This window comes from Methylobacterium sp. UNC300MFChir4.1 (assembly GCF_900110155.1).
GTDB lineage: Bacteria > Pseudomonadota > Alphaproteobacteria > Rhizobiales > Beijerinckiaceae > Methylobacterium.
The window spans coordinates 22991-46645 of the sequence record NZ_FOCS01000013.1; the positions used below are offsets into that span (position 1 = coordinate 22991).

The 23655-nt window shown below is 73.1% G+C and carries 22 protein-coding genes; 5 read left to right on the forward strand and 17 right to left on the reverse strand.

Annotated elements, in window-relative coordinates; translation table 11 throughout:
• Positions 1-74: 74 nt before the first annotated feature.
• The 4 genes from BMY19_RS17890 to BMY19_RS17905 all read right to left on the reverse strand — a co-directional run bounded on the left by BMY19_RS17890 (position 75) and on the right by BMY19_RS17905 (position 5398).
• Entirely contained in the window at positions 75-1802 is a 1728-nt protein-coding gene (locus BMY19_RS17890) for a hybrid sensor histidine kinase/response regulator (RefSeq protein ID WP_020094075.1), read from the reverse strand.
• Complete coding sequence (locus BMY19_RS17895) at positions 1799-2260, reverse strand: response regulator (RefSeq protein ID WP_020094074.1); 462 nt, start codon at positions 2258-2260, stop codon at positions 1799-1801. Before BMY19_RS17895 ends, BMY19_RS17890 begins: the two co-directional genes overlap by 4 nt.
• Positions 2260-4515 carry an ATP-binding protein gene (locus tag BMY19_RS17900; protein WP_100252474.1) on the reverse strand — a complete coding sequence of 752 codons (2256 nt, stop codon included), beginning with the start codon at positions 4513-4515 and terminating at the stop codon, positions 2260-2262. Before BMY19_RS17900 ends, BMY19_RS17895 begins: the two co-directional genes overlap by 1 nt.
• A 304-nt stretch (positions 4516-4819) precedes the next feature.
• The gene (locus BMY19_RS17905) at positions 4820-5398 is read right to left on the reverse strand and encodes a peroxidase-related enzyme (protein WP_020094072.1); all 579 of its coding nucleotides are present in this window, start codon (positions 5396-5398) and stop codon (positions 4820-4822) included.
• Positions 5399-5884: 486 nt separating this feature from the next.
• On the opposite strand from BMY19_RS17905, the gene BMY19_RS17910 reads away from it, so the two are divergent.
• A complete protein-coding gene (locus tag BMY19_RS17910) occupies positions 5885-6952 on the forward strand; it encodes a DUF4424 domain-containing protein (RefSeq protein ID WP_100252475.1) in 1068 nt (355 codons plus the stop codon).
• 76 nt (positions 6953-7028) lie between these two features.
• Positions 7029-7865 carry a lysozyme inhibitor LprI family protein gene (locus BMY19_RS17915; RefSeq protein WP_100252476.1) on the forward strand — a complete coding sequence of 279 codons (837 nt, stop codon included), beginning with the start codon at positions 7029-7031 and terminating at the stop codon, positions 7863-7865.
• 28 nt (positions 7866-7893) lie between these two features.
• On the opposite strand, the gene BMY19_RS17920 is transcribed toward BMY19_RS17915, so the two are convergent.
• On the reverse strand, positions 7894-8859 hold the full coding sequence (locus BMY19_RS17920; protein WP_100252477.1) for a YiiG family protein: 966 nt from the start codon (positions 8857-8859) through the stop codon (positions 7894-7896).
• 289 nt (positions 8860-9148) lie between these two features.
• On the opposite strand from BMY19_RS17920, the gene BMY19_RS17925 reads away from it, so the two are divergent.
• Complete coding sequence (locus BMY19_RS17925; RefSeq protein WP_100252478.1) at positions 9149-9745, forward strand: HD domain-containing protein; 597 nt, start codon at positions 9149-9151, stop codon at positions 9743-9745.
• Positions 9746-9767: 22 nt separating this feature from the next.
• Here BMY19_RS17925 and BMY19_RS17930 read toward each other — a convergent pair whose 3' ends face one another.
• The 12 genes from BMY19_RS17930 to rho form a co-directional block, all read right to left on the reverse strand.
• Positions 9768-10928 carry a glutathionylspermidine synthase family protein gene (locus tag BMY19_RS17930; RefSeq protein WP_100252479.1) on the reverse strand — a complete coding sequence of 387 codons (1161 nt, stop codon included), beginning with the start codon at positions 10926-10928 and terminating at the stop codon, positions 9768-9770.
• Positions 10928-11650 (reverse strand): DUF1190 domain-containing protein, encoded by a 723-nt coding sequence (locus tag BMY19_RS17935; RefSeq protein ID WP_100252480.1) that lies wholly within the window; start codon positions 11648-11650, stop codon positions 10928-10930. The genes BMY19_RS17930 and BMY19_RS17935 overlap by 1 nt, the downstream gene beginning before the upstream one ends.
• Positions 11651-11657: 7 nt before the next feature.
• A complete protein-coding gene (locus BMY19_RS17940) occupies positions 11658-12056 on the reverse strand; it encodes a DUF350 domain-containing protein (protein ID WP_100252481.1) in 399 nt (132 codons plus the stop codon).
• A 244-nt stretch (positions 12057-12300) separates the two neighbouring features.
• Positions 12301-13206 carry a TIGR01459 family HAD-type hydrolase gene (locus BMY19_RS17945; RefSeq protein WP_100252482.1) on the reverse strand — a complete coding sequence of 302 codons (906 nt, stop codon included), beginning with the start codon at positions 13204-13206 and terminating at the stop codon, positions 12301-12303.
• Positions 13207-13333: 127 nt separating this feature from the next.
• The gene (locus BMY19_RS17950) at positions 13334-14566 is read right to left on the reverse strand and encodes an extracellular catalytic domain type 1 short-chain-length polyhydroxyalkanoate depolymerase (protein ID WP_100252483.1); all 1233 of its coding nucleotides are present in this window, start codon (positions 14564-14566) and stop codon (positions 13334-13336) included.
• Between the two features lie 223 nt (positions 14567-14789).
• Positions 14790-15515, reverse strand: coding sequence for a DNA polymerase III subunit epsilon (dnaQ, locus tag BMY19_RS17955; protein WP_056533619.1), 726 nt, complete (start codon positions 15513-15515; stop codon positions 14790-14792).
• Positions 15516-15588: 73 nt separating this feature from the next.
• Positions 15589-15804, reverse strand: coding sequence for a hypothetical protein (locus BMY19_RS17960; RefSeq protein ID WP_100252542.1), 216 nt, complete (start codon positions 15802-15804; stop codon positions 15589-15591).
• A gap of 66 nt (positions 15805-15870) precedes the next feature.
• Positions 15871-16509 (reverse strand): dephospho-CoA kinase, encoded by a 639-nt coding sequence (coaE, locus tag BMY19_RS17965; protein ID WP_100252484.1) that lies wholly within the window; start codon positions 16507-16509, stop codon positions 15871-15873.
• Positions 16506-17354: a shikimate dehydrogenase gene (locus BMY19_RS17970; RefSeq protein ID WP_100252543.1), complete on the reverse strand. Its 849-nt coding sequence runs from the start codon at positions 17352-17354 to the stop codon at positions 16506-16508. Before BMY19_RS17970 ends, coaE begins: the two co-directional genes overlap by 4 nt.
• Positions 17351-18361 carry a cation diffusion facilitator family transporter gene (locus BMY19_RS17975; protein ID WP_100252485.1) on the reverse strand — a complete coding sequence of 337 codons (1011 nt, stop codon included), beginning with the start codon at positions 18359-18361 and terminating at the stop codon, positions 17351-17353. The genes BMY19_RS17970 and BMY19_RS17975 overlap by 4 nt, the downstream gene beginning before the upstream one ends.
• Before the next feature lie 12 nt (positions 18362-18373).
• A complete protein-coding gene (locus tag BMY19_RS17980) occupies positions 18374-18985 on the reverse strand; it encodes a Maf family protein (protein WP_100252486.1) in 612 nt (203 codons plus the stop codon).
• 359 nt (positions 18986-19344) lie between these two features.
• Positions 19345-20631 carry a transcription termination factor Rho gene (rho, locus tag BMY19_RS17985; protein WP_085986776.1) on the reverse strand — a complete coding sequence of 429 codons (1287 nt, stop codon included), beginning with the start codon at positions 20629-20631 and terminating at the stop codon, positions 19345-19347.
• A 502-nt stretch (positions 20632-21133) separates the two neighbouring features.
• Here rho and BMY19_RS17990 point away from each other — a divergent pair.
• Both BMY19_RS17990 and hisS read left to right on the forward strand, forming a co-directional pair.
• Positions 21134-21637: a DUF3429 domain-containing protein gene (locus BMY19_RS17990; protein ID WP_100252487.1), complete on the forward strand. Its 504-nt coding sequence runs from the start codon at positions 21134-21136 to the stop codon at positions 21635-21637.
• 384 nt (positions 21638-22021) lie between these two features.
• The gene (gene hisS, locus BMY19_RS17995; RefSeq protein WP_056533631.1) at positions 22022-23569 is read left to right on the forward strand and encodes a histidine--tRNA ligase; all 1548 of its coding nucleotides are present in this window, start codon (positions 22022-22024) and stop codon (positions 23567-23569) included.
• Positions 23570-23655 lie beyond the last annotated feature (86 nt).

The following is a 23655-nucleotide window of genomic DNA, read 5'->3' on the forward strand; positions in this document are numbered from 1 at the left end:
CCGTGTGGAGAACGCCCGGGAGAGCCCCAGAGACGCCAGCGGGACGCCAGCGGGACGCCCGCGCGACGTCCCCCTCAGGCGCTCCTGTCGCGGCCCGAGATCAGCCGGAGCTGCGCCGGCGGGCGCGCCGCCAGGGCGGCGGCGACCTTGCCCTCAAGTTCCCCGACGCGGAACGGCTTCAGCACGATCGCGTCGGCGCCGACGGCGCCGGCCTCGGTCAGGGCGGTGGTGTCGGCGAAGCCGGTGACGAACAGGACCGGCAGCGCCGGCCAGCGCTTCCGCACCTCCAGGGCCGTCTCGGCCCCGTTCATGCCCGGCATGGCGAAGTCCATCACGACGAGGTCGACGCCCGGATCCGCCTCCAGGGCGGCCAGGGCCTGGAGGCCCGAGGCCGCCTCGCGCACCGCGTAGCCGGCCTCGATCAGGCGGGTCGTCGTCACCTCGCGCACCTCGGCGTCGTCGTCGACCACGAGGAGCCGGGGGCCGCTCCCGGGCGGGTGCGTCCGCGCGGCCTCGGCCGCGGCCGGCAGGCGGGGCACGGCGCCCTCGGGCTCGGCGGCCCGGGGCAGGTAGACCTTGATCGAGGTGCCCTCGCCCGCGACCGTGTCGATCCGGATGCCGCCGCCGGACTGCTTGACGAAGCCGTAGACCTGGGCGAGCCCGAGACCCGACCCCTTGCCGACCTCCTTGGTGGTGAAGAACGGCTCGAACACCCGCGCCAGCACGTCCGGCGTCATCCCGGTGCCGGTGTCGCTCACCGCCACCATGACGTAGGCGCCGGGCGCCGGCTGCTCGGGCCGGGTCGGCGCCCCGGTGACGCTGACATTGGCGGTCTCGATGGCGAGCCGGCCGCCCACCGCCATCGCGTCGCGGGCGTTGATGGCGAGGTTCAGGATCACCAGCTCGATCTGGGTGGCGTCGACCAGGGCGGGCCACAGGTCGGGCTGAAGGGTCGTCTCGATCCGGACCGCGCCGCCGATCGAGCTCTGCAGCAGGTCGCGCATCGAGGCGACCGTCTGGTTGAGGCTGACCGGCGTCGGCTCCAGGCGCTGGCGCCGGGAGAAGGCGAGGAGCTGCGCGGTGAGCCGGGCGCCGCGCTCGGCGGCCCCGCGCATCATGGCGAGGCGGCGCTTCGAGCGGGTGTCGGACACGACCCTCTCGAGGAACTCGATGTTGCCGGCGATCACCGTCAGCAGGTTGTTGAAGTCGTGCGCGACGCCGCTCGTGAGCTGGCCGACCGCGTCCAGGCGCTGGGCGAGCCGCAGGGCGTCCTCCGCCCGCTCCCGCTCGACGATCTGGGCCTGGAGGGCCTCGTTCGCCGCGGCGAGTTCGCGGGTCCGCTCGGCGATGCGCACCTCCAGCGTCTCGTTGAGCGCTTGCAGGGCGGCCTCGGCCTCGCGCTTGTCGGCGCGGGCCCGCGCCTCGGCGAGCGCCCGGACGATCGTGCGCGGCATGCGGTCGAGGCGCTGCTTGACGACGTAGTCGGTGGCGCCGTTCTTCAGGGCCTCGACCGCGACGTCCTCGCCGAGCGTGCCCGAGCAGAAGATGAACGGCGTGTCGGGGCACTGCGCCCGGGCGATGCCGAGGGCGCTCACGCCGTCGAAGGTCGGCAGGACGTAGTCGGCCAGGATCAGGTCGTGCCGGCCGGCGACCGCCGCGCGGGCGAAGGCGTCGCGGGTCATCACCCGCTCGATCGCGACCGGGTGCCCGAGGGTCTCCAGCTCGGCCTCGATCAGCTCGGCGTCGAGGTCGCTGTCCTCCAGGTGGAGGACCCGCAGCGGCCCCGCGGAAGGTCCGATCACGCGTTCGATGGCCAGCCTCCCCGGTACGGCGGCGGCTCGTTGAGGAGGGCCCAGAACACGCCGATCTCCTTGATCGCCGCGAAGAACTCCTCGAAGGCGACCGGCTTCACCACGAAGGCGTTCACCCCGAGATCGTAGGAGCGCACGAGGTCGGTCTCCTCGCGGGACGAGGTCAGCATCACCACCGGCACCTGGCGGGTGACCGGGTCGCCCTTGATCTTGGCGAGCACCTCCAGGCCGTCGACCTTGGGCAGCTTCAGGTCGAGCAGGACCACCGCGGGGTCCTGGGCCTGCCGCTTCTCGTGCGCGCCCCGCCGGTAGATGAAGTCGAGGGCCTCGGCGCCGTCGCGGCAGATGACGATCTCGTTGGCGAGCTGGCTCGATTCGAGCGCCGCCAGCGTCAGCTCGATGTCGTTCGGGTTGTCCTCGACCAGGAGGATGGGCTTCAGTCCCGCCATCAGTGGGCCTCCTCCCGGATGGGCAGGGTGAAGTAGAAGGTGGCGCCCGCGCCGAGCCTGCCCTCGGCCCAGGTCCGGCCGCCGTGGCGCTCGACGATGCGGCGGACATTGGCGAGGCCGATGCCCGTGCCCTCGAACTCCTCGACCCGGTGCAGCCGCTGGAACACGCCGAACAGCTTGTCGACGTAGGCCATGTCGAAGCCGGCGCCGTTGTCGCGCACGAAGTAGACCGCCTCGCCCTCCCGGGGCGGGAGGCTGCCCATCGCGATCACCGCCTCCGGGGTGCCGCGGGTGTACTTCACGGCGTTCGACAGCAGGTTCTCGATGACGAGCCGCAGCATCACCGGGTCGGCGTAGGCGCGGCCCAGGGGCGCGATCTCCCAGCGGAGGGTCCGGTCGGGGGTGACGTCGCGCAGGACCTTCCGGCGGACCTCCTCGACCAGGGCGTTCATGTCGCCCCAGACCTTGTTGAGGGCGTGCCGGCCCATCTGCGAGAAGCTCAGCAGGCTGTCGACCAGGGTGCCGGCCGAGAAGGCCGCCTCGATGATCGTCTCCACGTAGTGCCGGCCCTTGTCGGAGAGCTGGGCGCCCTCGCGGGTCTTGAGCAGGTTCGCGTAGCCGACGATGTGGCGGAACGGCGCGCGCAGGTCGTGGCTGACCGAGTACGAGAACGCCTCCAGCTCCTTATTCGAGCGCTGCAGCTCCTCGCTCATGGCGGCGAGCTCCTCGGCCCGGCGGAGCACGATGCCGAGCACCGAGGCGCGCAGGTCCTTGGCGGCCTCCACCTCCGGGTCGGACCAGGGCAGGGAGCGGCCCTGCACGGTCTCCTTCCAGATCTCGAACGACTTGCGCGGGTGCAGCCGGTCCGGGCCGCCCTCCGGGTCGGGCCGGACGGCCTTCACGGGGTTGCCGCCCCACTTCACCGTCCGCACGACCTCGGGCCTGAACCAGAGGATGTAGCTCGCGTACTTCTTCGAGACCGAGATCGCCAGGAGGCCGCTCGCCCGGTCGGCGAAGGCGGCGGCGGCCGGGAACGCCTCCGACAGGGCCTCGGAGACGAAGACCTCCTCGGCATCCTCGCGCTCGGACAGCCACCGATAGAGGGCGCGGACCTCGCGCTCGGTCGGCGTCGCCCCGAGCAGCCGGCAGCGGTCGGCCGTAACCACCGCGGCGCCGGTCGCGTCCACCAGGGCCAGGACGTCGTCGGGGTGGTTGAGCAGGCCGTCGACGAAGCTGTCCTCCTCGGCCATGAACGCGAGGAGGCGCGCCTGCACGGCGCCCAGCGCCAGCCGCTTCTCGGACTGGGCGCCGCGCTCGCGGGCCGAGAGCTGCAGGGCGAAGATCTGGGTGAGCACGTCGCAGGCATTGCGCGCCTGGAGGGGCACGCGCCTGGGCGCGCGGTTGTGGCAGGAGATCAGGCCCCAGAGGGCGCCGTCGACGAGGATCGACACCGACATGGACGCCATCGTGCCCATGTTGCGCATGTACTCGACGTGGACCGGCGAGACCGAGCGCAGCACCGACTGGCTGAGGTCCAGCGGCTTGCCGGAGGGCGTGGTGGCCGGCCGGATCGGCACGGGGACGTAGCCGGCATCCGGGATGATGCGCAGCCGGTTTCGGCGGTAGAGCTCGCGCGCCTGGGCCGGGATGTCGGAGGCGGGGAAGCGCAGGTCGAGGTAGGAGGGCAGGACGCCGTTGCCGGCCTCCGCCAGCACCGTGCCGTGCCAGTCGCGGTCGAACCGGTAGACCAGGGCCCGGTCGAGGCCGGTGATCTGGCGGATGTCCTCGGCGACGAACTGGCAGAGGTCCTCGACGGTGCGGGCGGTCTGCAGGCGCTCGACGAAGGCCCGCAGGCGCGGGGTGAGCACGTCGACGCCGATCTCGGCCGCGGCCGCGTCGATCTCCTCCAGCTCCAGCACGACGAGTTCGTCGACCCGGTGGGCCGCGACCTCGTAGGCTTGGCGCCCGCCGGCGGTCTCCAGCGTCACCGTCCGGAGATAGAGGGCGCCGTCCTGGGGCTCCGCCGCCTCCAGGTGGTGGCGGACGACGGCCGCGAGGTCGGGCAGGGCCGCGTCGAGGACGGTGCCGACGGAGGCCGCCGCGGGGGCGTTGGCGCTCGCCTGGACGATGGTGAGGGACCGGGACTCGAGGCCGAGCAGGAACCCGTGCGGCTGGACGCTGCCGACGATGTGGATGGGCTCGCGATCGCACGCGGTCAGGTCGAGACGCTGGGCCGCGCCGCTTCGAAGGTTCAAGCCGGGATTCGCCCCCTCACCGGGTCGGCCACAAAATTTAACGCCTGTTAACAGCCGGACCGGGCGGCTCCTATAGGCTTAAAGCACTGGTAAGGACGGCGCGCCCCGTCCGCCCCCCGTGCCCGCGCGCGGTCGCCGCCGGGCTCAGAGGGCCGGAGCCGTTTCATCCGCTCCCCGCGCGCGACGCCAGGTCGCACGGCGGGGCTCCGGCGGTCCCGCGGGGCGCCGAGCCCTCTGAAGGGATGGTGGACACCCGGAACCCGCCCCGGCGGTCCGCTCGCCGGCGGCGAGGGACGCCGCGCCGTCAGCCGCGCCCCAGCGCGTAGAATTCCGGGTTGGGCCGCATGTTGCTGACGTTCGCCAGCCGGTTCGAGAGGCCGAAGAAGGCCGCGATGGCGGCGATGTCCCAGGCATCCGCGTCGTCGAAGCCGTGGGCCCTGAGCGCCGCGAACGCGGCCTCCCCGACCTGGTGGGCGGACTGGCTGACCAGCATGGCGAAGTCGAGCATCGCCTTCTGCCGGTCGGTGATGTCGGCCTTGCGGTAGTTGATCGCCACTTGGTCGGCGATCAGCGGATCCTTGGCGCGGATCCGGAGGATCGCCCCGTGGGCGATCACGCAGTACTGGCACTGGTTGATGGCCGAGGTCGCCACCACGATCATCTCGCGCTCGGCCTTGGTCAGGTTGCCCGGCCTGTCCATGAGCGCGTCGTGGTAGGCGAAGAACGCCCGGAACTCGTCCGGACGGTGGGCGAGCACCAGGAACACGTTCGGGATGAAGCCGGACTTCTCCTGCACCGCCTCGATCCGTGCGCGGATGTCGTCCGGCAGCGTCTCCAGGCGGGGGATCGGGAAGCGGCCGATCGGGGCGTCTTCGGCTGGCACGGGGCGCTCCTCGCAGATCGTCGCGGATCGAGCCGGCGCCCGGGGCCGCCGGCCATCCCGGGCAGCCGATAGACCGAACGGTCGCGGCGGCGCAATCGCGCGCGGCCGCCGACGGCGGTGTCTTCTCACAGCCTCGACCTGACGCCTCGACCTGACGCCTCGACCTGACATGGCCCTCTCGGTCGGCCTCAACTCTGCCCGAAAGCTTCCATTCGGTCCGTCCGAGATTCGGCGGTGCGCGTGCGGGCGCGCCGCGGGGAGGATGGTGTGCCGCGACCGATGACGCCTTCGCCGAAGCGCTCACCGCCCTGGGGCGGCGGATCGAGGCCCGTCTCCCACCGGGACCGACGGTTGCCGAGCCCGCTCCGCGACTGAGCCGGAGGCGTGACCGGATCGACCGAGACCCGCCCGCCGATCGCTGACCGGCGACGCGCCGGTTCTCACCCCGCCCCGCACCGACGGATCCAACCCGCGAGCCCGACAGCCGTGCGAATCCCATCCACGACCCGCGTCCCGCGCCTGACCCTGCTCCTGCCGGTGATCCTGTCGGCGGCCCTGTCGGCCCTGTCGTCGGCCCTGCCGCGTCCGGCCCGGGCCGACGACAGCGTCGCGACCCTCGCGACCGGCGGTCTCGTCCTGGAGAAGACGGACCGGATCGCCCTCGTCTCCGAGGACCTCTTCCTGTCCGAGAAGGCGGTGCGGATCGTCTACCGCTTCCGCAACCTGACCGACCGGGACGTCGAGACGACGATCGCGTTCCCGATGCCCGACATCTCCGGGGGTCCCGACGCGATGCTGAGCATCGCCGACCCGAAGCACGACAACTTCCTCCGTTTCACCACCGAGGTCGACGGCCGGCCGGTCGACTCGCAGGTCGAGCAGCGCGCCTTCGTCACGCCGGCCGGCAAGCCGGAGGTCGAGGTGACCGGGCGGCTGCGGAGCCTCGGCATCCCCCTCGTCCCGACGGTCGAGGCGACCGAGGCCGCGCTGGCCGCCCTCGGCGCCGATCAGCGCCGCGGCCTCGTGGCGGACGGCCTCCTGGAGCCCCAGGACATGGGCAAGGGCACGACGAGCCTGTTCCCGGTCTGGACCCTGCGGTCGAAGTTCTGGCGCCGGCAGGTCTTCCCGGCGGGCCGCGACGTCGTCGTCCGGCAGAGCTACGTTCCGGGCGTCGGCGGCCTCTCCAGCCTGTCGTTCGGGACCCCGACCGAGGGCGCCGACGAGAAGGCCGAGTACGCGCGGAAATACTGCACGGACGCGGCCTTCCTGAAGGCAGCCCAGGGACTCGCGCGCAGAATCGCGGCGGCGGGCGGGCAGGGGGTGCAGGCCTTCGAGCAGTACCTGTCCTACGTGATCACCTCCGGCGGCAACTGGGCCGGGCCGATCGGCACGTTCAAGCTGACCGTGGACAAGGGCGATCCGACGACGCTCGTGTCGTTCTGCGCCACCGGGCTCCGCAAGACCGGCCCGACGACCTTCGAGAGCGTCGTGACGGATTACGTGCCCCGGCGCGACATCGACATCCTGATGCTCAAGACAACGACGGGCCGATGAGCGGCGGCGCGCCATCCTGCCCGGATCCGGAGGGCCCGACGGCCGATCGCGTCCAGACCGCCACAGGAGGATATCCGTGCGTAGCCAAGCCCGTCCGGCGCGCCTGAGCCCGCGATCGATCCCCCGATCGATCCTCCGAACAGGCCTCGTCGGCGCAGTCTGTGCGCTCGGCACCGTCGGCGCCCGGGCGGCGCCGGATTGCGCCGGGATCCGGGACAGGGTCGAGACGCTGATCTGTGCCGACCCCGCCCTGACGCGGCTGGACGAGGAACTCAGGCGCCTGTTCGACCGGATCGTGGGCGAGACGCGCGGGGTCGACGGCGAGACCGGCCAGGCGATCGACACCTTCGGCGAGGACCACGCGCGCTGGCGCGCGCGGATCCGCGATGCCTGCCCGGACACGGCCTGCCTGACGCGGGCCTACACCGCGCGGATCGCGCAGGTCCGGCGCGACTGGAGCCGGGCGCTGCCGGACACGCCGGCGCTGCGCCACGTGGTCAACGCCCGTTTCGGCTTCTCCGTCGACGTGCCCGCCGACCTCGTCGCGGAGCCGCCGCCGGACAACGGCGACGGGCAGGCCTTCCGCTCGGCCGACGGCCACCTGCACCTGACGGTGTCGGGCCTGAACGACGTGCTCGACCAGGATCTCGACGCCGTCGTGGCCGCGGACCGGAAGACATGCCTGCGGCAGCCGCCGGAATACGCCGCGCGCAAGCCCGGCTGGATCGTGCTCTCCTGCACGACGGCGGCCGGGATCCTGTACCGGAAGACCCTGCTGGCGGGCGGGCGCGGCGGCGCCTTCGTCACCCTGCGCGTCCGCTACCCCGCGGCCGAGCAGGCGCGCTGGCAGGCGGCCGTCACCGCGGCCGCGACCTCGCTGCGGCTGACGGAACCGGGCCGGAGCGCCCGCTGACGGCGCCCCGGGTCCCGGACGCCCCCGGTCACCGCGAGAAGGTCGTGGCCGTCTGCGCGGTCGACACCATCATGTTGTAGTCGTTCACGATCCAGGTCACGTCGCGCCCGGCGCCGCGCCGGGCGTCGCCCCTGGCCTTGGCGAGCTTGTCGTCGAACTCGCGCAGCTTGCCCAGGAGCGCGCGGGGCCGGCTCTCGAACACGTGGAAGGAGTTCGGGTTGGCAGCGCTGTACCCGTCCATGTCCTTCACGGCGACGGCGTAGCGCCCGAGCGCGGCGTCGAAGGCCGCCATGTCGACGACCGGCTTGGCGTCGGTGGGCAGCAGGTCCATGACCTTGCGGCAGGCGGTCATCACGTTCGCGACGTGCCAGCGCGCCTTGCGGCCCTCCTGCGCCTCGATGGCGGCGAGTTCCAGCGCGTCGCTCTTCTCCTTCTCGACCCGCAGCGCGGCGTCGACCTTGGCGCGCGCCGCCAGGAAGGCCGGCCCCGCGACGGCGAGCTTGGCGTGGAGCGCCTTGCCCTGCTCCATCTTGTCCGCGCGGTAATCCTGCCGCTCGTAGTAGCCCTCCGCCTCGGTGACCGTCGGGGCGAGCGCCTGATAGGCGGCGATGTAGGTCTTCACGGCGCCGTCGAGGTCCGGCATCGCGGGCGACTGCGCCGTCGCGGCCTCCGCCTTCGCGATCTCGCCGCGCACGTCGTAGAGCCCGTAGAGGCCGTAGATGATCCGCTCGCGGCCGGTCGGACCGGTCTTCATGTTGACCCAGCTCTGATAGCGGCCGAGCGATTCCTGCGCCCGCAGGGTCCGGTTGAGGAGCCCGACATAGGCGTTGAGCTTGCGGATCGTCTCCTGAGCCGGATCGCTCTCGGGCTTGGTCGCCGGCCCCGCCGGTGCCGGGGCAGGGGCCTGCGCGGGGGCCTGCGCACGGGCCGGGGCGGCGGCGAGCAGCGCCGTCAGCATCAACCAAGTCGTCGTTCTCAGGCTCGTCGCTCTCATGGGCGCTGGGGATCCTCCGGATGGTTCTGCCCCTGTAGCCGGCGTTCCGCGCGAAGACCAGACGCGGGATCGGGTCGATCGCGCCCAATAGATCTCTCGGGATCGACAGCGGCGCGTCTATCGGGGCGTTCGACGATCACATCCCCGATCATCGTCGCGGGGACGATGATCTCGCGGGGCGTCGGAGCGCGAGGCCGGGAAGTCCATCGCGGGTGCCCGGAGCGTCTTCTCGGGCCTGCGGCGCGATCCGCCTCGTCCCGCGGCGGCGGATCGGGTAGAGGATCGGCCGATGCTCGACGGCCATCCCCGCATCCTGGCTGACCTGCGCGCCCGGCTGGCCGAGCCGCACCGGGTCTATCACGGCCAGGCGCATATCGACGCGCTGCTGGAGGCGTTCCGCGCCCGCCGCGGGACGGTCCGGGATCCCGACGCGGTGGAACTGGCGATCTGGTTCCACGACGCCGTCTACCGGCCGGGCGCCGCGGACAACGAGCGCCGCAGCGCCGCGCTCCTGCGGGCGCTGCCGGAGGGCGCGGTCCCGGCGCCCACGCTGGCGGCGGCCGAGACGATGATCCTGGCGACCGAGCGGCACGCCGTCCCGGACGGTCTCCCGGCCGCGCTCGCCGCGGACGTCGCGCTCTTCCTCGACATGGACATGGCGATCCTGGGGGCGGCGCCCGCCGCCTACGACGGCTACGCCGCCGGCGTGGCGCGGGAATTCGTCCCGGTCGTGGGCGCGGCCGCCTACCGGCAGGGGCGCGCGGCCTTCCTGCGGGGGGCCCTCGCATCCGGCCGGCCGCTGTTCGTCACCGCCCGGGCCCGGGCGGAGCTGGAGGGGCCGGCGCGGTCGAACATGCGGCGGGAGCTCGCGGCGCTGGGCCGGTGAGCCGCGGCGGCGCGGGACTGGGTCACGGGTCGATGAGGTGCGGCACGAACCGGGCCCGGTCGGTCGTGATGAGGCCGTCCGACTCGCGCAGGCACAGGCCGGCGGGCCGGTCGCCGACCATCCAGCTGCCGACCAGCGCGCGGCGGCCCGCGAAATCGGGCAGCTCCGCCAGGGCCTGCCGCACGTAGCCCTCGCCGCCGTAGGGCCCCTCGTCGCGCGCCGCGACGGCGCCGTCGCGCACGATCAGCACGTTGGCGCCCTCGCGCCCGTAGAGGGGCTTCTTCACGAAGCTCCGGCCCAGCGCGGCCTTGGCCGGATCCTCCTCGAAATAGGTCGGCAGCAGGTTGGGATGGCCCGGCGCCATCGCCCAGAGATGCGCCAGCAGCCCCTTGTTGGAGAGAACCGCCTTCCAGGGCGGCTCCAGGAACCGGGTCGCGGCCGCGCCGACCGCGCGGCCGAACGGGTCGGCGAACATCCACTCCCACGGGTAGAGCTTGAACAGGCAGCCGATCGGGGCGCCGGCCGCGTCCACGAAGCGCCCGTCCGCGTCGAGCCCGATCGCCTCGACCGGCAGGAAGGGGGCGGGGCGGCCGGCCTGGAGCGCACAGTCCTGGAGATAGGCCAGCGTGCCGCGATCCTCCGGCGCGTCGGGGAAGCCCGCGAAGGCGACGCCCTCCGGGGGCGCCACGGCGGCGAGGCGCGCCACCAGCGCCTCGTGCAGGGTGTTGAACTGGTCGGCGCCGGCGGGGAGGCGTCCCCGCGCCAGCCCGTCCTCCAGCCAGAGCCACTGGAAGACCGCGCTCTCGTACAGGGCGGTGGGCGTGTCGGCGTTGTACTCGAGGAGCTTGGCCGGCCCGTCGCCCCCGTAGCTGAAGTCGAAGCGCCCGTAGAGGCTGGGATCGCGCCGGTCCCAGCTCGCCCGGATCGCGTCCCAGGCATGCTCGGGGATCCGCAGCGAGGCGAGGATCGCCGCGTCCCGGACCGCCCGGTCCACGAAGGCGAGGCAGAGCTCGTGCAGCGCGGCGCTCGGCGCCTCGATGGCGTCCTCGATCTCCGCGAGGCCGAAGGCGTAGTAGGCGCTCTCGTCCCAGTAGGGGGCGCCGTCGAACGTGTGGAAGGTGAAGCCGGCCCGCGCGGCGTGCTGGCGCCAGTCGGGCCGCTCCGGGACCGGCACGCGGCGCATCAGCCGCCCCCGAACCCGCCCCCGAACCCACCCGCGCGGCCGCTCGAGCCTCCGGAGAACGCCGTCGCCCGCCCGGTGCCGCCGAAGCCGCCGCGGCTGATCGTGCGCGGGGTCGCGCTCGTGGTGCGGGCGACCGAGGCGGGGACGTGGACCCGCGAGGCGCCGCCCGCGTAGGCGACCCGCCCGCCCGCACCGGTGCAGTAGCCGCCGCCGTGCCCGGCCGTCGCGGCCCCGGCCTCGTCGCGCTCCTCCTCGGGCGCGTGCGGGTAGAGCGGCTGGACCGGCAGGTCCTGCGCGTCCGTACGCCCCATCATGAAGGCGGCCATCACCGGCAGGTAGCGGCCGCGCGCGGCCTCCGTGACCTGCGCGCCCGGGGTGCAGCCGCCGGTCCCGTGGTGGCGCTGGCAATCGGCCTCGGTCTCGTAGCGCGGCGCCGTCGCCGCGTAGGTCTCCTGCGCGGTCTTGTAGGCGGCGATGCAGGCCTCGGCGCCGCGCAGCTGCTGGGCGATGCAGGCGCCGAGCGTCCCGTAGACGAGCGCCTCCTCCTCGCGCTGGGACGGGTCGAGGCCGCCGAGCGTCAGGGCGGCCGCGCCGGCGCCCGCGACCAGGACCAGCGACACGGCGGCCGAGCGCTTGGAGCGGCGGGCAGCGGCGAAGCCGGTCCCGGGCCCGCCGGCGGCGGCGTCACCGGAAGCGGCGGGAGGTGGCGCGGTCTCCGTCACCGGCCCCTCAATAGGTCATCGAGGCGGCGTTCACGACGCCGCCCGCCAGCGAGGCCGCGCCGAGGAGGATCGCGGCGGCGGCGCGATCCTCCTCGATGCGCCGCGACAGGTCCGGCACCGCGAGGCGCACGAGCCAGTAGATCGCGATCTGGATCACCAGGGCGATCAGCCCCCAGATCAGGCAGTCGAGCAGCGACCGCGCGTTGTAGATCGCCACCGCCAGCGGCAGGGTGAAGCCGACCAGGCTCCCGCCCAGCGCGACGGCGGCCGCCGTCACGTCCCGGCGGATCAGCGCGAGCTCGTTGTGCGCGGTGGCGAGGGTGTAGATCAGCAGGTAGAGGCCGATCAGCCCGGTCGCGGTGGCGAGATAGAGCAGGAAATCGGGCAGTCCGGAGACGAGGGTCACGCAAGACCTGCCGTCTCGCCGGTTCCGATCGTCGCGAGCATCGCGGCCGGACAGGTCTCCCGGTCGAATCGCCCGACACGCGAAGCGGATGTCGGGGCTGATTGCTGCGCGCGGGACCGATTCACACGCGCGAATCCACGCAATTTCCCGCGCGGTGTCAAGCTTGTCGGGGATTTCAGGGGGTTAGACTGGCGGCAATACGCGCAGGACCCACCTCGAAGGGCCCGCCTCGCAGGACCGGCCGCTACCAGACCAGCCGCTCGATCACCGCGTCCGGATGCACCGCCTGCCGGCCGAGCCATTCCGCCACGTCGCCCAGGCGGTGATGCGCGGCCGTGACGCCGAGTTCCTCCGCGTGGATGCCGCGGGCCACCAGCAGGCTGGCGATGCCGACGCCGCGGGCGCCGGCGATGTCGGTGCGGATCGCGTCGCCGATCGCCAGGACCCGCGCCGGGTCCACCGGGGCCCCGGCGAGCGCCGCCCCGGTGAGCGCCGCCCCCTTGGCGAGCGCCGCCTCGTAGACCGGGCGGTGGGGCTTGCCGGCGTAGACCACGGGGCCGCCGATCTCCGCGTAGGCCGCCGCGAGCAGGCCCGCGCAGGGGATCAGGCGGTTGCCGCTCTCCACGACGAGGTCGGGATTGGCGCAGATCATCGTCAGCCCGCGGGCGGCGAGGCGCTCCAGCTCCGGCCGGTAATCGTCGGGGGTCTCGCTGCGGTCGTCGAACAGGCCGGTGCAGACGACGAGGTTGGCCTCCGGCTCTGGGACGAGGCTGAGGTCGAGCCCCTGGAAGATGCCGAGGTCGCGCTCCGGCCCGAGATGCCGGATCCGCGCACCGGGGCGCGCGGCGATCAGGTCGTGGGTGAGGTCGCCCGAGGTCAGGATCGCGTCGTAGGCTTCCCGCGGCACGCCGAACCGGTCGAGGATGCGGCCGACGCCGTCGCCGGGCCGGGGCGCGTTCGAGACGAGGACGACCCGGCGCGGCCGCGCGCCCGGGAGGCCGCGGAAGCGGATCAGCGCCTCGCCGGCGGCCGTGTGGGCCGTCTGGCCGTCGTGCAGCACGCCCCAGACGTCGCAGAGGATCAGGTCGTACCGGTCGGCGACCTCGGCGAGGCCCTGGAGGGTCGGAATCGGTGCGGGGGTGGTGCTCATGGGAGGTCCTGGGGAGGTCCTGGATGCAAAAGGTCCGGGACCTTTTGTGGGAGCAGGGCAGCGCCCTGCGATACAGCAGGGCCGCGTCCTGACAACCCGCCAGAGCGCGCGGCCCTCCGGAAACCCCCTACGGGCGCCCGGCCGGGCCCAGCCGGTGCTCGGCGAAGAAGTCGAGCATCGCCCGGGACGCGTCGGGCCCCTCGGGATCCGTGTAGCTGCCGTCGGGGCGGCCCCCGGACCAGGCGTGGCCGGCGCCGCGCACCCGCCAATCCTCGACCACGACCCGGCCCGCCTCGTCCCGGTAGCGGGTGCGGGTGAAGGGGTGGCCGCGGCCCTCGAAGGTCTCCGACCGCGGCGTCAGCCCGGCGACCTTGGCCTGGACCAGCACCTGGTCGGCGTTGCGCACGCTCACCGTGCCGTCGTCCTCGCCGTGGAAGATGATCGTCGGGACGCGGGTCGCGGGCGCCGGGGTGCCGAAGGCGGTCGGGGCGCCGAGGCCCGGGGCGCCGACCTGCATGGCCATCAGCGCCGAGCCGAGGTCCCGGGCGCAGCCGGCCGCGAGGCCCGAATGCACGCCGACGGCGGCGTAGAGATCCGGGTAGGCGCGGGCGATGTTGAGGGCGGCGGCGCCGCCGGCCGACAGGCCGGCGATGTAGACCCGGGCCGGGTCGATCGGGTGCTCCGCCATGATCGCGCGGGTGAGGCCCGCGATGATCGCCGGCTCGCCCGCGCCGCGGCCCTGGTCCCGGGGCTCGTACCAGTTCCAGCAGCGCTGGGCGTGGGCCTGGCGGCTCTGGGCCGGGTAGGCCACGAACACGCCGGCGCGCTCGGCGAGGGTGTTCATGCCGGTGCCGGCGGCGAAATCGTCCGGGTTCTGCGTGCAGCCGTGCAGCATCATGATCAGCGGCGCCGCCCGGTCCGGGTGGCTCGGGATGAACAGCTTGTACTCGCGGGTGCCGGCGGGCTCGGCATGGGTCAGGGACACGAAGCGGCCCCCGGTCCCGCCCGCCAGGTCGGCGGGCGGCGGGGCCGGCGACCGGAGCGGGTTGCCCAGGCCCTTCAGCACCGGCGCGAGCCCGCGCACGACCTGCCCCACCACCTCGCGCATCCGCGTCCCGGACTCCGCCGCGGGACTGCGCGTCTCGGCGGAAGGCGCGTCGCGGCGCGCGGGAGGCTGCGGCGCGGCCGGCGGATCGGCGGGCGGAGCCTTCTGCCCCCCGAGGCTGCGCTGGATGAGGGCGGTCGCCTCCTCGAGCCGGCCGAGGCCGGTCAGGCGGGTGGCCTCGATCATGTCGGCGAAGGGTGACGGGCCGGTCTTGTCGTCGCGCTGTCCGTCGCGACTGCCGAAATCCTCGGTCATGCGTGCGCGCCTCACTGCCTCAGCATCTCCGTCACGGCCGGATCCGGCGCGCCCGTGCCTCCCCCGAGGGAGCGCACCGGCACCGCGCGGGCCAGCCTCCGTCACCCCGCGAGAGGCTCCGTCGACGGCGTTTTGTGCATTGCAATAAACGCCCCTGTGCGATGCGGCAACAGCCGGCGGCGCGCGGCAGGCGTGCGGATCGGAGAGCGGGACGGACCAGCGATCAGGCCGGATCGTCCGCCCCGATATACTCGGCCCAGATCGCGGCAGGACCGAGGCTCGCGCGGAAGCTATCGTGCCGGGCGCGCTCTGCATCCGTGAGGCGAGACCGGTAGGGGCGGGGCGCCGCCGGAGCCGCCGACGCCAGGGCCGCCGAGCCGGCCACCGGGGCGGCCGTCGCGGCCTCCAGGAGGCCGAGGCTGGTCTGCTTGCCGCCGAGCAGCTCGACGTAGACCTCGGCCAGGATCTGCGCGTCGAGGAGTGCCCCGTGCTTGGTGCGCCGGGTGTTGTCGATGCCGTAGCGGCTGCAGAGGGCGTCGAGGTTGTTGGCCGCGCCCGGGTGCTTGCGCCGGGCCATCGGCAGGGTGTCGACGACGTCCTCCAGCTGGATCGGCGGCGGGGCGTTCGCGCCGAGCCGGGCGTATTCCATGTTGAGGAAGCCGACGTCGAAGGGCGCGTTGTGGATCACGAGCCGCCCGTCGGCCAGGAAGGCCAGCAACTCGCCGACGATCTCGGCGAAGAGCGGCTTGTCGGCGAGGAACGCGTCGGACAGGCCGTGGACGTTGAAGGCGCCCTCGGAGACCGGCCGCTGCGGGTTGCAGTAGCGGTGGAAGGTCCGGCCGGTGGGGATGTGGTTGAGGAGCTCCACCGCGCCGATCTCGATCAGCCGGTCGCCTCCCTTCGCCTCCGTGCCGGTGGTCTCGGTGTCGAGGACGATCTCGCGCAGCATGGGTCTCGCGACTCGCGGGGGGTGGGGGCGGACCCTAGCGGGATACGGCGGAGGGGTTAAGCTCCCGTGCCCCTCACCGGGACGTGTTGCGGTAGACGCAGACGGATCCCCGGTCCTCGTAGCCGCCCGGGCAGGCGGTGACGCAGGCGCCGGCCGCGACCTTCTTCGGCGGCGGGCAGCTGGCGGCGTACTGGGCCTGCGCGGGCCCGGCCGCCAGCAGCGCGAGAAGGGTTGCGGCCCGGATGCCGCCCGACCGAATGCGATCAATCCCGCCCCAGCGCCGCGCCATCACGTCCATCCTGCCGTCCGTATTCCCCCCGGAACACAACCGCAGATATTCAATCCTCCGGGCGTTTCATCCGTCGCCGCGGTGCGGCGGCGCACGGTGCGCCGTCAGTCGCTCGACGATCCGCGCGACCGCGGCCTCGGCGGCGGCGAAACCCCGGCCCGTGTCGATGACGAAATCTGCCCGGGCGCGCTTCTCGGCGTCGGGCATCTGCTTGGCCAGGATCGCCGCGAAGGCCGCCTCGGTCATGCCGGGACGCGCGAGCACCCGGTCGCGCTGGATCTCGGGCGGGGCGCTCACCACCGCGACCGCGTCGCAGCGGCCCTCGCCGCCGGTCTCGTAGAGGAGCGGGACGTCGAGGACGACCACCGGCGCCGCCGCGTGCCGCGCCAGGAAGTCCGTGCTGGCCGCGCGCACCAGGGGATGGACGATGGCCTCCAGCGCCGCCATCCGGTCGGGCGCGTCGAGCACCGCGGCGCGCAGCCGCGCCCGGTCGACGCCGCCGTCGTCGCCGAGCACGCCGGCAAAGGCCGCGCCGATCGCCGCGGCGGCCGCGCCGCCCGGCCCGTAGAGGGCGTGGACGGCGGCGTCGGCGTCGTGGACCGGGACGCCGCGCTCCGCGAACATCCGGGCCGTGGCCGACTTGCCCATGCCGATCGAGCCGGTGAGCCCGAGGATGACGGGTCCGGATCCGGCCTTCGGGGTCATCCGGCGAGGTCCGCCACGATCCGGTCGCGCAGCTCGGGGGTGACGGCGGGGCGCGGGCCGAACCACGCCGCGAAGCCCGGCACCGCCTGGTGCAGCAGCATGCCGAGCCCGTCCACGGCGGCGAGCCCCCGCCGCCGCGCCGCCGCCAGGAGCTCGGTCTCCAGGGGCGCGTAGACGATGTCGGCCACGGCCGCGTCCGCCGGCAGGGGCGACAGGCCGACGGCGAGGGGCGGCTGGCCCTTCATGCCCAGGGACGTGGTGTTGACGAGGAGGCCTGTTCCGGGAAGCGCCGCCGGCAGGTCGTCCCAGGCGAGCGCCGCGCCGACGCCCGGCGCGAGGGCCGCCACCGCCTCGGCCCGGGCCGCGGTGCGGTTGGCGACCCAGACGCGCCGCAGGCCGCGCTCGGCGAGCCCGACCACGATCGCCCGCGCCGCGCCGCCGGCGCCGAGCACCAGGGCGGTGCCGCCCGCCCGGTCCGGCCAGGCCGCGCCCAGGCTGTGGTCGAGATGGGCGCAGAAGCCCGGCGCGTCGGTGTTGTCGCCGCGGATCCGCCCGTCCGGCCCGACCACCAGGGTGTTGACCGCGCCGATGGTTTTCGCCCGCGGCGTGAGCGTGTCCACCAGCGCGAAGGCCGCCTCCTTGTGGGGGATGGTGACGTTGCCGCCCCGGTAGCCGGACGCGGGCAGGGCGCGGATGAAGTCCGGAAAGGCCTCCGGGGCCACGTCGAGCCGCTCGTAGGAGCCCGGGATCCCGTGCACGGCGAGCCAGTGGCCGTGGATCAGCGGCGAGCGCGAGTGGGCGATCGGGTGGCCGACCACGAAGGCGCGGGGCTGGGCGCCGCTCACGCCGCGCAATCCTGCGCGAGGCGGCAGGCCGGGCCGCCGGCCTCCTCGACCTGGAGGGTGGCGTGGCAGATGCCGAACCGGTCGCGCAGGCCCTCGGCGGTCTCGGTGAGGAAGCCGTTGCCGGGCTGGCGGTGGGCCTGATGCCCCTCCTGCATCACGAGATGGACCGTCAGGGCGACGCTGGTGGTGCTCATGGGCCAGATATGCAGGTCGTGGAGGCCGGCGACGCCCGGCCGCTCGAGGAGGAAGCCGGTCACCGCGTCCGGGGAGATCTCCGGCGGCACGGCGTCGAGGGACATGGCCACGCTGTCGCGCAGCAGGCCCCAGGTCGCCCAGACCACCAGGGCGGCGATGACGAGGCTGACCGCCGGGTCGAGCCAGGCGAGGCCGGTGAGCTGGATCACGAGGCCCGCCACCACGACCCCGGCCGAGACGGCGGCGTCGGCCACCATGTGGAGGAACGCCCCGCGGACGTTGATGTCGCCCTTGGCGCCGCTGGCGAAGAGCCACGCGGTCAGGCCGTTGACCAGGATTCCCACCGCCGCCACCACCATCACGGTCGTGCCCGCGACGGGCTCCGGGTGGACCAGCCGGACCAGCGCCTCCCAGATCACCGCCCCCATGGCGATGAGCAGGAACACGGCGTTGAACAGGGCGGCCAGGATCGAGGAGCCGCGGTAGCCGTAGGTGAAGCGCGCGCTGGCGCGGCGGCGCACCAGGATCGCGGCGATCCAGGCCGCCGCGAGGCCCAGCACGTCCGAGAGGTTGTGGCCGGCATCGGCCACCAGCGACATGGAGTTGCTGAGGTAGCCGTAGGCCGCCTCGATCACCACGAAGGCGGTGTTGAGCACGATGCCGATGGCGAAGGCCGTGCCGAAATCCTTCGGCGCGTGCGCGTGGCCGCCGAGGCCGCCATGGGCATGACCGCCCTGGGCGTGGCCGCCGTGGGCGTGGGAGCCTTGGGAATGCCCCCCGTGGCCGCCGTGCGAATGGTCGTGTCCCGCCAAGGCGGTACTCCCTCAGAAAGCCAGAAGCCCGGCGGCGCGCAGCCGCGCGAGGAGCTGCAGAAGCGGCAGGCCCAGCACGGTGCTGTGATCGCCCGCGACCGATTCGAACAGGTGGATCCCCGGCCCCTCGAGCTGGTAGCCGCCGACGCTCGCCCGCACGCGCTCCGCGCCGGCGCAGTCCACATAGGCCGCGATCGCCCTTTCATCGAGGGGGCGCAGGGTCAGCCGCGCGGTCTCCACGAAGGCGTCCTCGACCGCCCCGGCCAGGACCACGGCGGAATGAAGGGCATGGGTGCGGCCGGACAGACGGGCGAGCTGGGCCCGGGCCGACGCGCCGTCGGCCGGCTTGTGGAACACGGTGCCGTCGAGGTCGAGCACCTGGTCGGCGCCGAGGACGATCCGCCCGGGATGGCGCGCCGCCACCGACTCGGCCTTGGCGCGGGCGAGGTGCAGGGCGAGGTCGGGCGGGGACAGGCCGGCGCTCGCCGCCTCGAGGGCGCGCTCGTCGACGTCCGGGGCGGCGGTCTCGACCGGCAGGGCGGCGCTCTCCAGGAGGAGGCGCCTCGTCGGGCTGGTCGAGGCGAGGAGGAGCGGATCCGGACCGGTCCAGGGCGAGCGGGGCATCGCGCCAGTGTCACGGATCCGGGGATCGGTGCAAGCCGGCTGCGACGAGCCCCGCCGCCGGGATGGACCGGCCGGCGGGGCTGTCGCGGGGCCGATACGCTACCTGGCGCCCGGATGGAACCTTGGCAGAGGCCGGTTAGGAGACGGTCAACGGCCCGATCGGACCGGAATCGCGTTTCGTGCCGCCGCGGGACAGGCGTCCCGCACGGCGGGCGCGACCCCCGTCCCATCCGCTCCCCGATCCTGAGGGACCGGAGCGCAGCGACGTGACTCAGGCCAGCGCGCGGCTTGCCACCGCGGCGCTGCCTGGATCGCTCCGCTCGCGGGGACGGCGGCGATGCCCGCGGCCGGGGACGGCCTCAGGTGTTCATCGAGTCGAAGAAGTCGCCGTTGCTCTTGGTCTGGCGCAGCTTGTCGAGCAGGAACTCGATCGCGTCGGTGACGCCCATCGGGTTGAGGATGCGGCGCAGCACGTAGGTCTTCTTGAGCGAGTCCGGCGGGACCAGCAGCTCCTCCTTGCGGGTGCCCGAGCGGGTGATGTCGATCGCCGGGAAGATGCGCTTGTCGGAGACCTTGCGGTCCAGGATGATCTCGGAGTTGCCGGTGCCCTTGAACTCCTCGAAGATGACCTCGTCCATGCGCGAGCCGGTGTCGATCAGCGCCGTGGCGATGATCGAGAGCGAGCCGCCCTCCTCGATGTTGCGGGCGGCGCCGAAGAAGCGCTTGGGCCGCTGCAGGGCGTTGGCGTCGACGCCGCCGGTCAGCACCTTGCCGGAGGACGGCACCACGGTGTTGTAGGCGCGGCCGAGGCGCGTGATGGAATCCAGCAGGATCACCACGTCGCGCCCGTGCTCCACGAGGCGCTTGGCCTTCTCGATCACCATCTCGGCGACCTGCACGTGGCGGGTGGCCGGCTCGTCGAAGGTCGAGGCGATGACCTCGCCCTTCACCGAGCGCTGCATGTCGGTGACCTCCTCGGGCCGCTCGTCGATGAGCAGCACGATCAGGTAGCACTCGGGGTGGTTGAGGGTGATCGACTGCGCGATGTTCTGCATCAGCACGGTCTTACCCGTGCGCGGCGGCGCCACGATCAGGGCGCGCTGGCCCTTGCCGATCGGCGCCACGATGTCGATGATCCGCGGCGAGAAATCCTTCTTGGTCGGGTTGTCCAGCTCGAGCTTGAACCGCTTCGTCGGGAAGAGCGGCGTCAGGTTGTCGAAGTGGACCTTGTGCTTGATCTTCTCCGGATTCTCGAAGTTGATCGTGTTGACCTTCAGGAGCGCGAAGTAGCGCTCGCCGTCCTTGGGGCCGCGGATCGGGCCCTCGACGGTGTCGCCGGTCCGCAGGCCGAAGCGGCGGATCTGGGTCGGCGAGATGTAGATGTCGTCCGGGCCGGGCAGGTAGTTCGAGTCGGAGGAGCGCAGGAAGCCGAAGCCGTCCTGCAGCACCTCGACGGTGCCCGAGCCGATGATCTCGACCTCCTTGGCAGCGAGCTGCTTCAGGATGGCGAACATCAACTCCTGCTTGCGCATGGTCGAGGCGTTCTCGACCTCGACCTCCTCGGCGAAGGCCGTCAGGTCGGTCGGCGTCTTCGACTTGAGGTCCTGGAGCTTGACCTCGCGGACGCCCTCGAGGGCGGCGGGCATGGTCGGCGCGTCGGCCGGCTCCGCGGTCTCGATATCGTCGGCGAGGGCGTCGGGATTTGGCGTCATGGGGGTATCTTGCAACCGACGGAGGTGGTGGGAGGGCCGGTTCAGTGCCAGGTGCCCGGGGGATGGGCACCGGAGAGCGGGCCGCGCTGCGGCGAGGGGCCCGGGGTCAGGTTGGCGAAACCGATGAGGCAGGACCCTCGCGGCTCACGGGCGCGCTGCGGCGCAGACCTTGTGATGAGGGCCCCACACAGATAACGCCTTTCTCGCCCGCACTCAAGGGCCCGGACATTGGCCCGGGACGCCGACGGGGACGCGGGCGACCGGGTGACGCGTTTACGGACCGGCGGGGCCTCGCCGGAGCGCCGCGGCGGCGCTACACGGACGGCGTCGAACCGGGCCCGGACCCGGGTTTCGGAACCGGGCCGGTGCGCGGCCGTTCCCTGTCCCGGTGCTGCGGCGCAGCAGACCGTCGAATCGAGAGTTCCCCCAGACCGCCATGCGCGACGACGCCACCGGACGCACCCTCACCACGCACGAGCCGCGCCGGATCCCCTGGCTCGAGATCGTCTTCGGCTTCGGCCCGATGCTGCCGATCGCCGTCGGCACCGCCGTGGCGTGGTGGCTGAACGGCAAACCCCTCGACTACCTCGTGGCGCTGTTCACCCTGCTTTATGCCGCCTCGATCCTGCTGTTCCTGGCCGGCGTGCGCCGGGGCGTCAGCTTCCGGACCGAGGGCGGCCCGCAGGTGTCGCAGATCGTCACCATGCTGGTCCTCTACGGCCTCGGGCTGGGCAGCCTGTTCGCGGCGGTGATGGGCAAGGCGGTGCCGGCCCTCGCGATGCTGATCCTCGGCTACGCGGCCATCGGGATCCTCGACCCGATCGCGGCGCGCGCCGGCGAGGTGCCCCTGTCGCATGCCCGCCTGCGCCCGCTGCAGATGCCGATCGCCGTGGTGAGTCTCGCGGTGCTGCTCTGGCTCAAGCTGACGGCGCCGTACTGAGGTCTTTGGTCCGGGTGAACCGCGCCCTGTGCCGGACCGGTGGAGCGAAGCGGAACCCGATCCGGAAAAAGGCGCATCGGCGCGCGCGGAGTTCCGGCAGGGTCCCGCTTCACCGCTCCGGTCGATGCGCCCTTTCCGTCATCACGAGCGCAGCGACGTGACCCAGGGCGGCGCGACCTCGACAAGCGTGGCGCTGTCTGGATCGCTTCGCTCAGCTCGCGAGGACGACATTGCTGGATGATCGGGCGGCCAGAGCGCCCGCGAACCGAATTCCCCTTTCGCCCGGCATGCTCTAGAGCCCGGCCGCAGGATCTCCGCCCGCCGGAGACGATCGAAGATTCGATGCGGGACCCGGATTCCGGGTCCGCGAGAGCGAATGCGCCCATGTCCAAGCCCGAGACCCCGAAGGCCGAGAAGGCCGAGACCCTGAAGCCCCGCCTGCCGCGCGGCTTCGTCGACCGCCGCGCCGGCGAGATCGCTGCGCAGGGGCGGATGCTGGAGACGATCCGCAGGAGTTTCGAGCTCTACGGGTTCGAGGCCCTCGAGACGCCGTTCGTCGAGTACACCGAGGCCCTGGGCAAGTTCCTGCCCGACCTCGACCGCCCGAACGCCGGCGTGTTCTCGTTCCAGGACGACGACGAGGCGTGGCTGTCGCTCCGCTACGACCTGACGGCGCCGCTGGCCCGGTTCGTGGCCGAGAACTACGACGGGCTGCCCAAGCCCTACCGGAGCTACCGGGCCGGCTACGTCTTCCGCAACGAGAAGCCGGGGCCGGGCCGCTTCCGCCAGTTCATGCAGTTCGACGCCGACATCGTCGGGGCCGGCAGCGTCGCGGCCGATGCCGAGACCTGCATGCTGATGGCGGACACGCTGAACCGCCTCGGGCTCGGCGGCCAGTACGTGGTCAAGGTCAACAACCGGAAGGTGCTCGACGGCGTCATGGAGGCGATCGGGCTCGCCGGCCCCGACAAGGCCGGCCAGCGCCTCACCGTGCTGCGGGCGATCGACAAGCTCGACCGGCTCGGCGTCGACGGGGTGCGCGACCTGCTCGGCGGCGGCCGCAAGGACGAGAGCGGCGACTTCACCAAGGGCGCCGGCCTCGACGCCACGGCGATCGGCCGGATCCTCGCCTACGTGTCGTTCCAGGCCGATGCCGGCGACGGCGCCGACAAGGTGGCGTTCTGGGAGAAGTTCTTCGCCGGCTGGCACGAGGCGGTCGGCGATTCGGAGACCGGCCGCGAGGGCATCGCCGAGCTGCACGCGATCATGCGCCTCTGCGCCGCCGCCGGCTACGGCCACGACGTGATCCGGGCCGATCCGAGCGTGGTGCGCGGCCTCGAGTACTATACCGGCCCGGTCTACGAGGCCGAGCTGACCTTCCCGGTCACCAACGAGGACGGCCAGACCGTGCGCTTCGGCTCGGTGGCGGGCGGCGGGCGCTACGACGGCCTCGTCGGGCGGTTCCGGGCCGAGCCGGTCCCGGCCACCGGCTTCTCGATCGGCGTCTCGCGGCTGTTCTCGGCGCTCCAGCTCGTGGGCAGCCCCCTGATCGCCGGCGCCGAGGCTCCCGGGCCGGTGGTGGTGCTGGTCCTCGACCGGGAGAACATGGCCGATTACCAGCGGCTCGTCGCGCTCCTGCGCGCCGACGGCATCCGGGCCGAGCTCTACCTCGGCGCCGCCGGCATGAAGGCGCAGATGAAGTACGCCGACCGCCGCCGCGCGCCCGTGGCGGTGATCCAGGGCTCGAACGAGCGCCTGGCCGGCGAGGTCCAGATCAAGGACCTGATCGAGGGCGCCCGGGCGGCCGAGTCCATCGCCAGCAACGCCGAGTGGAAGGCCGCGCGGCCCGCGCAATTCTCGTGTCCCGAGGCCGACCTGGTGGCGCAGGTCCGCGCCGTGCTGGCCCGGCATTTTCCGTCAACGGAGATCTGAGACACTCGCGCATCGAACCGCAAGTCGAACCGCAAGTCGAACCGCACGTCGAACGCAGAGGCTCTGGCGGCGTTGTCGTCGGTCGG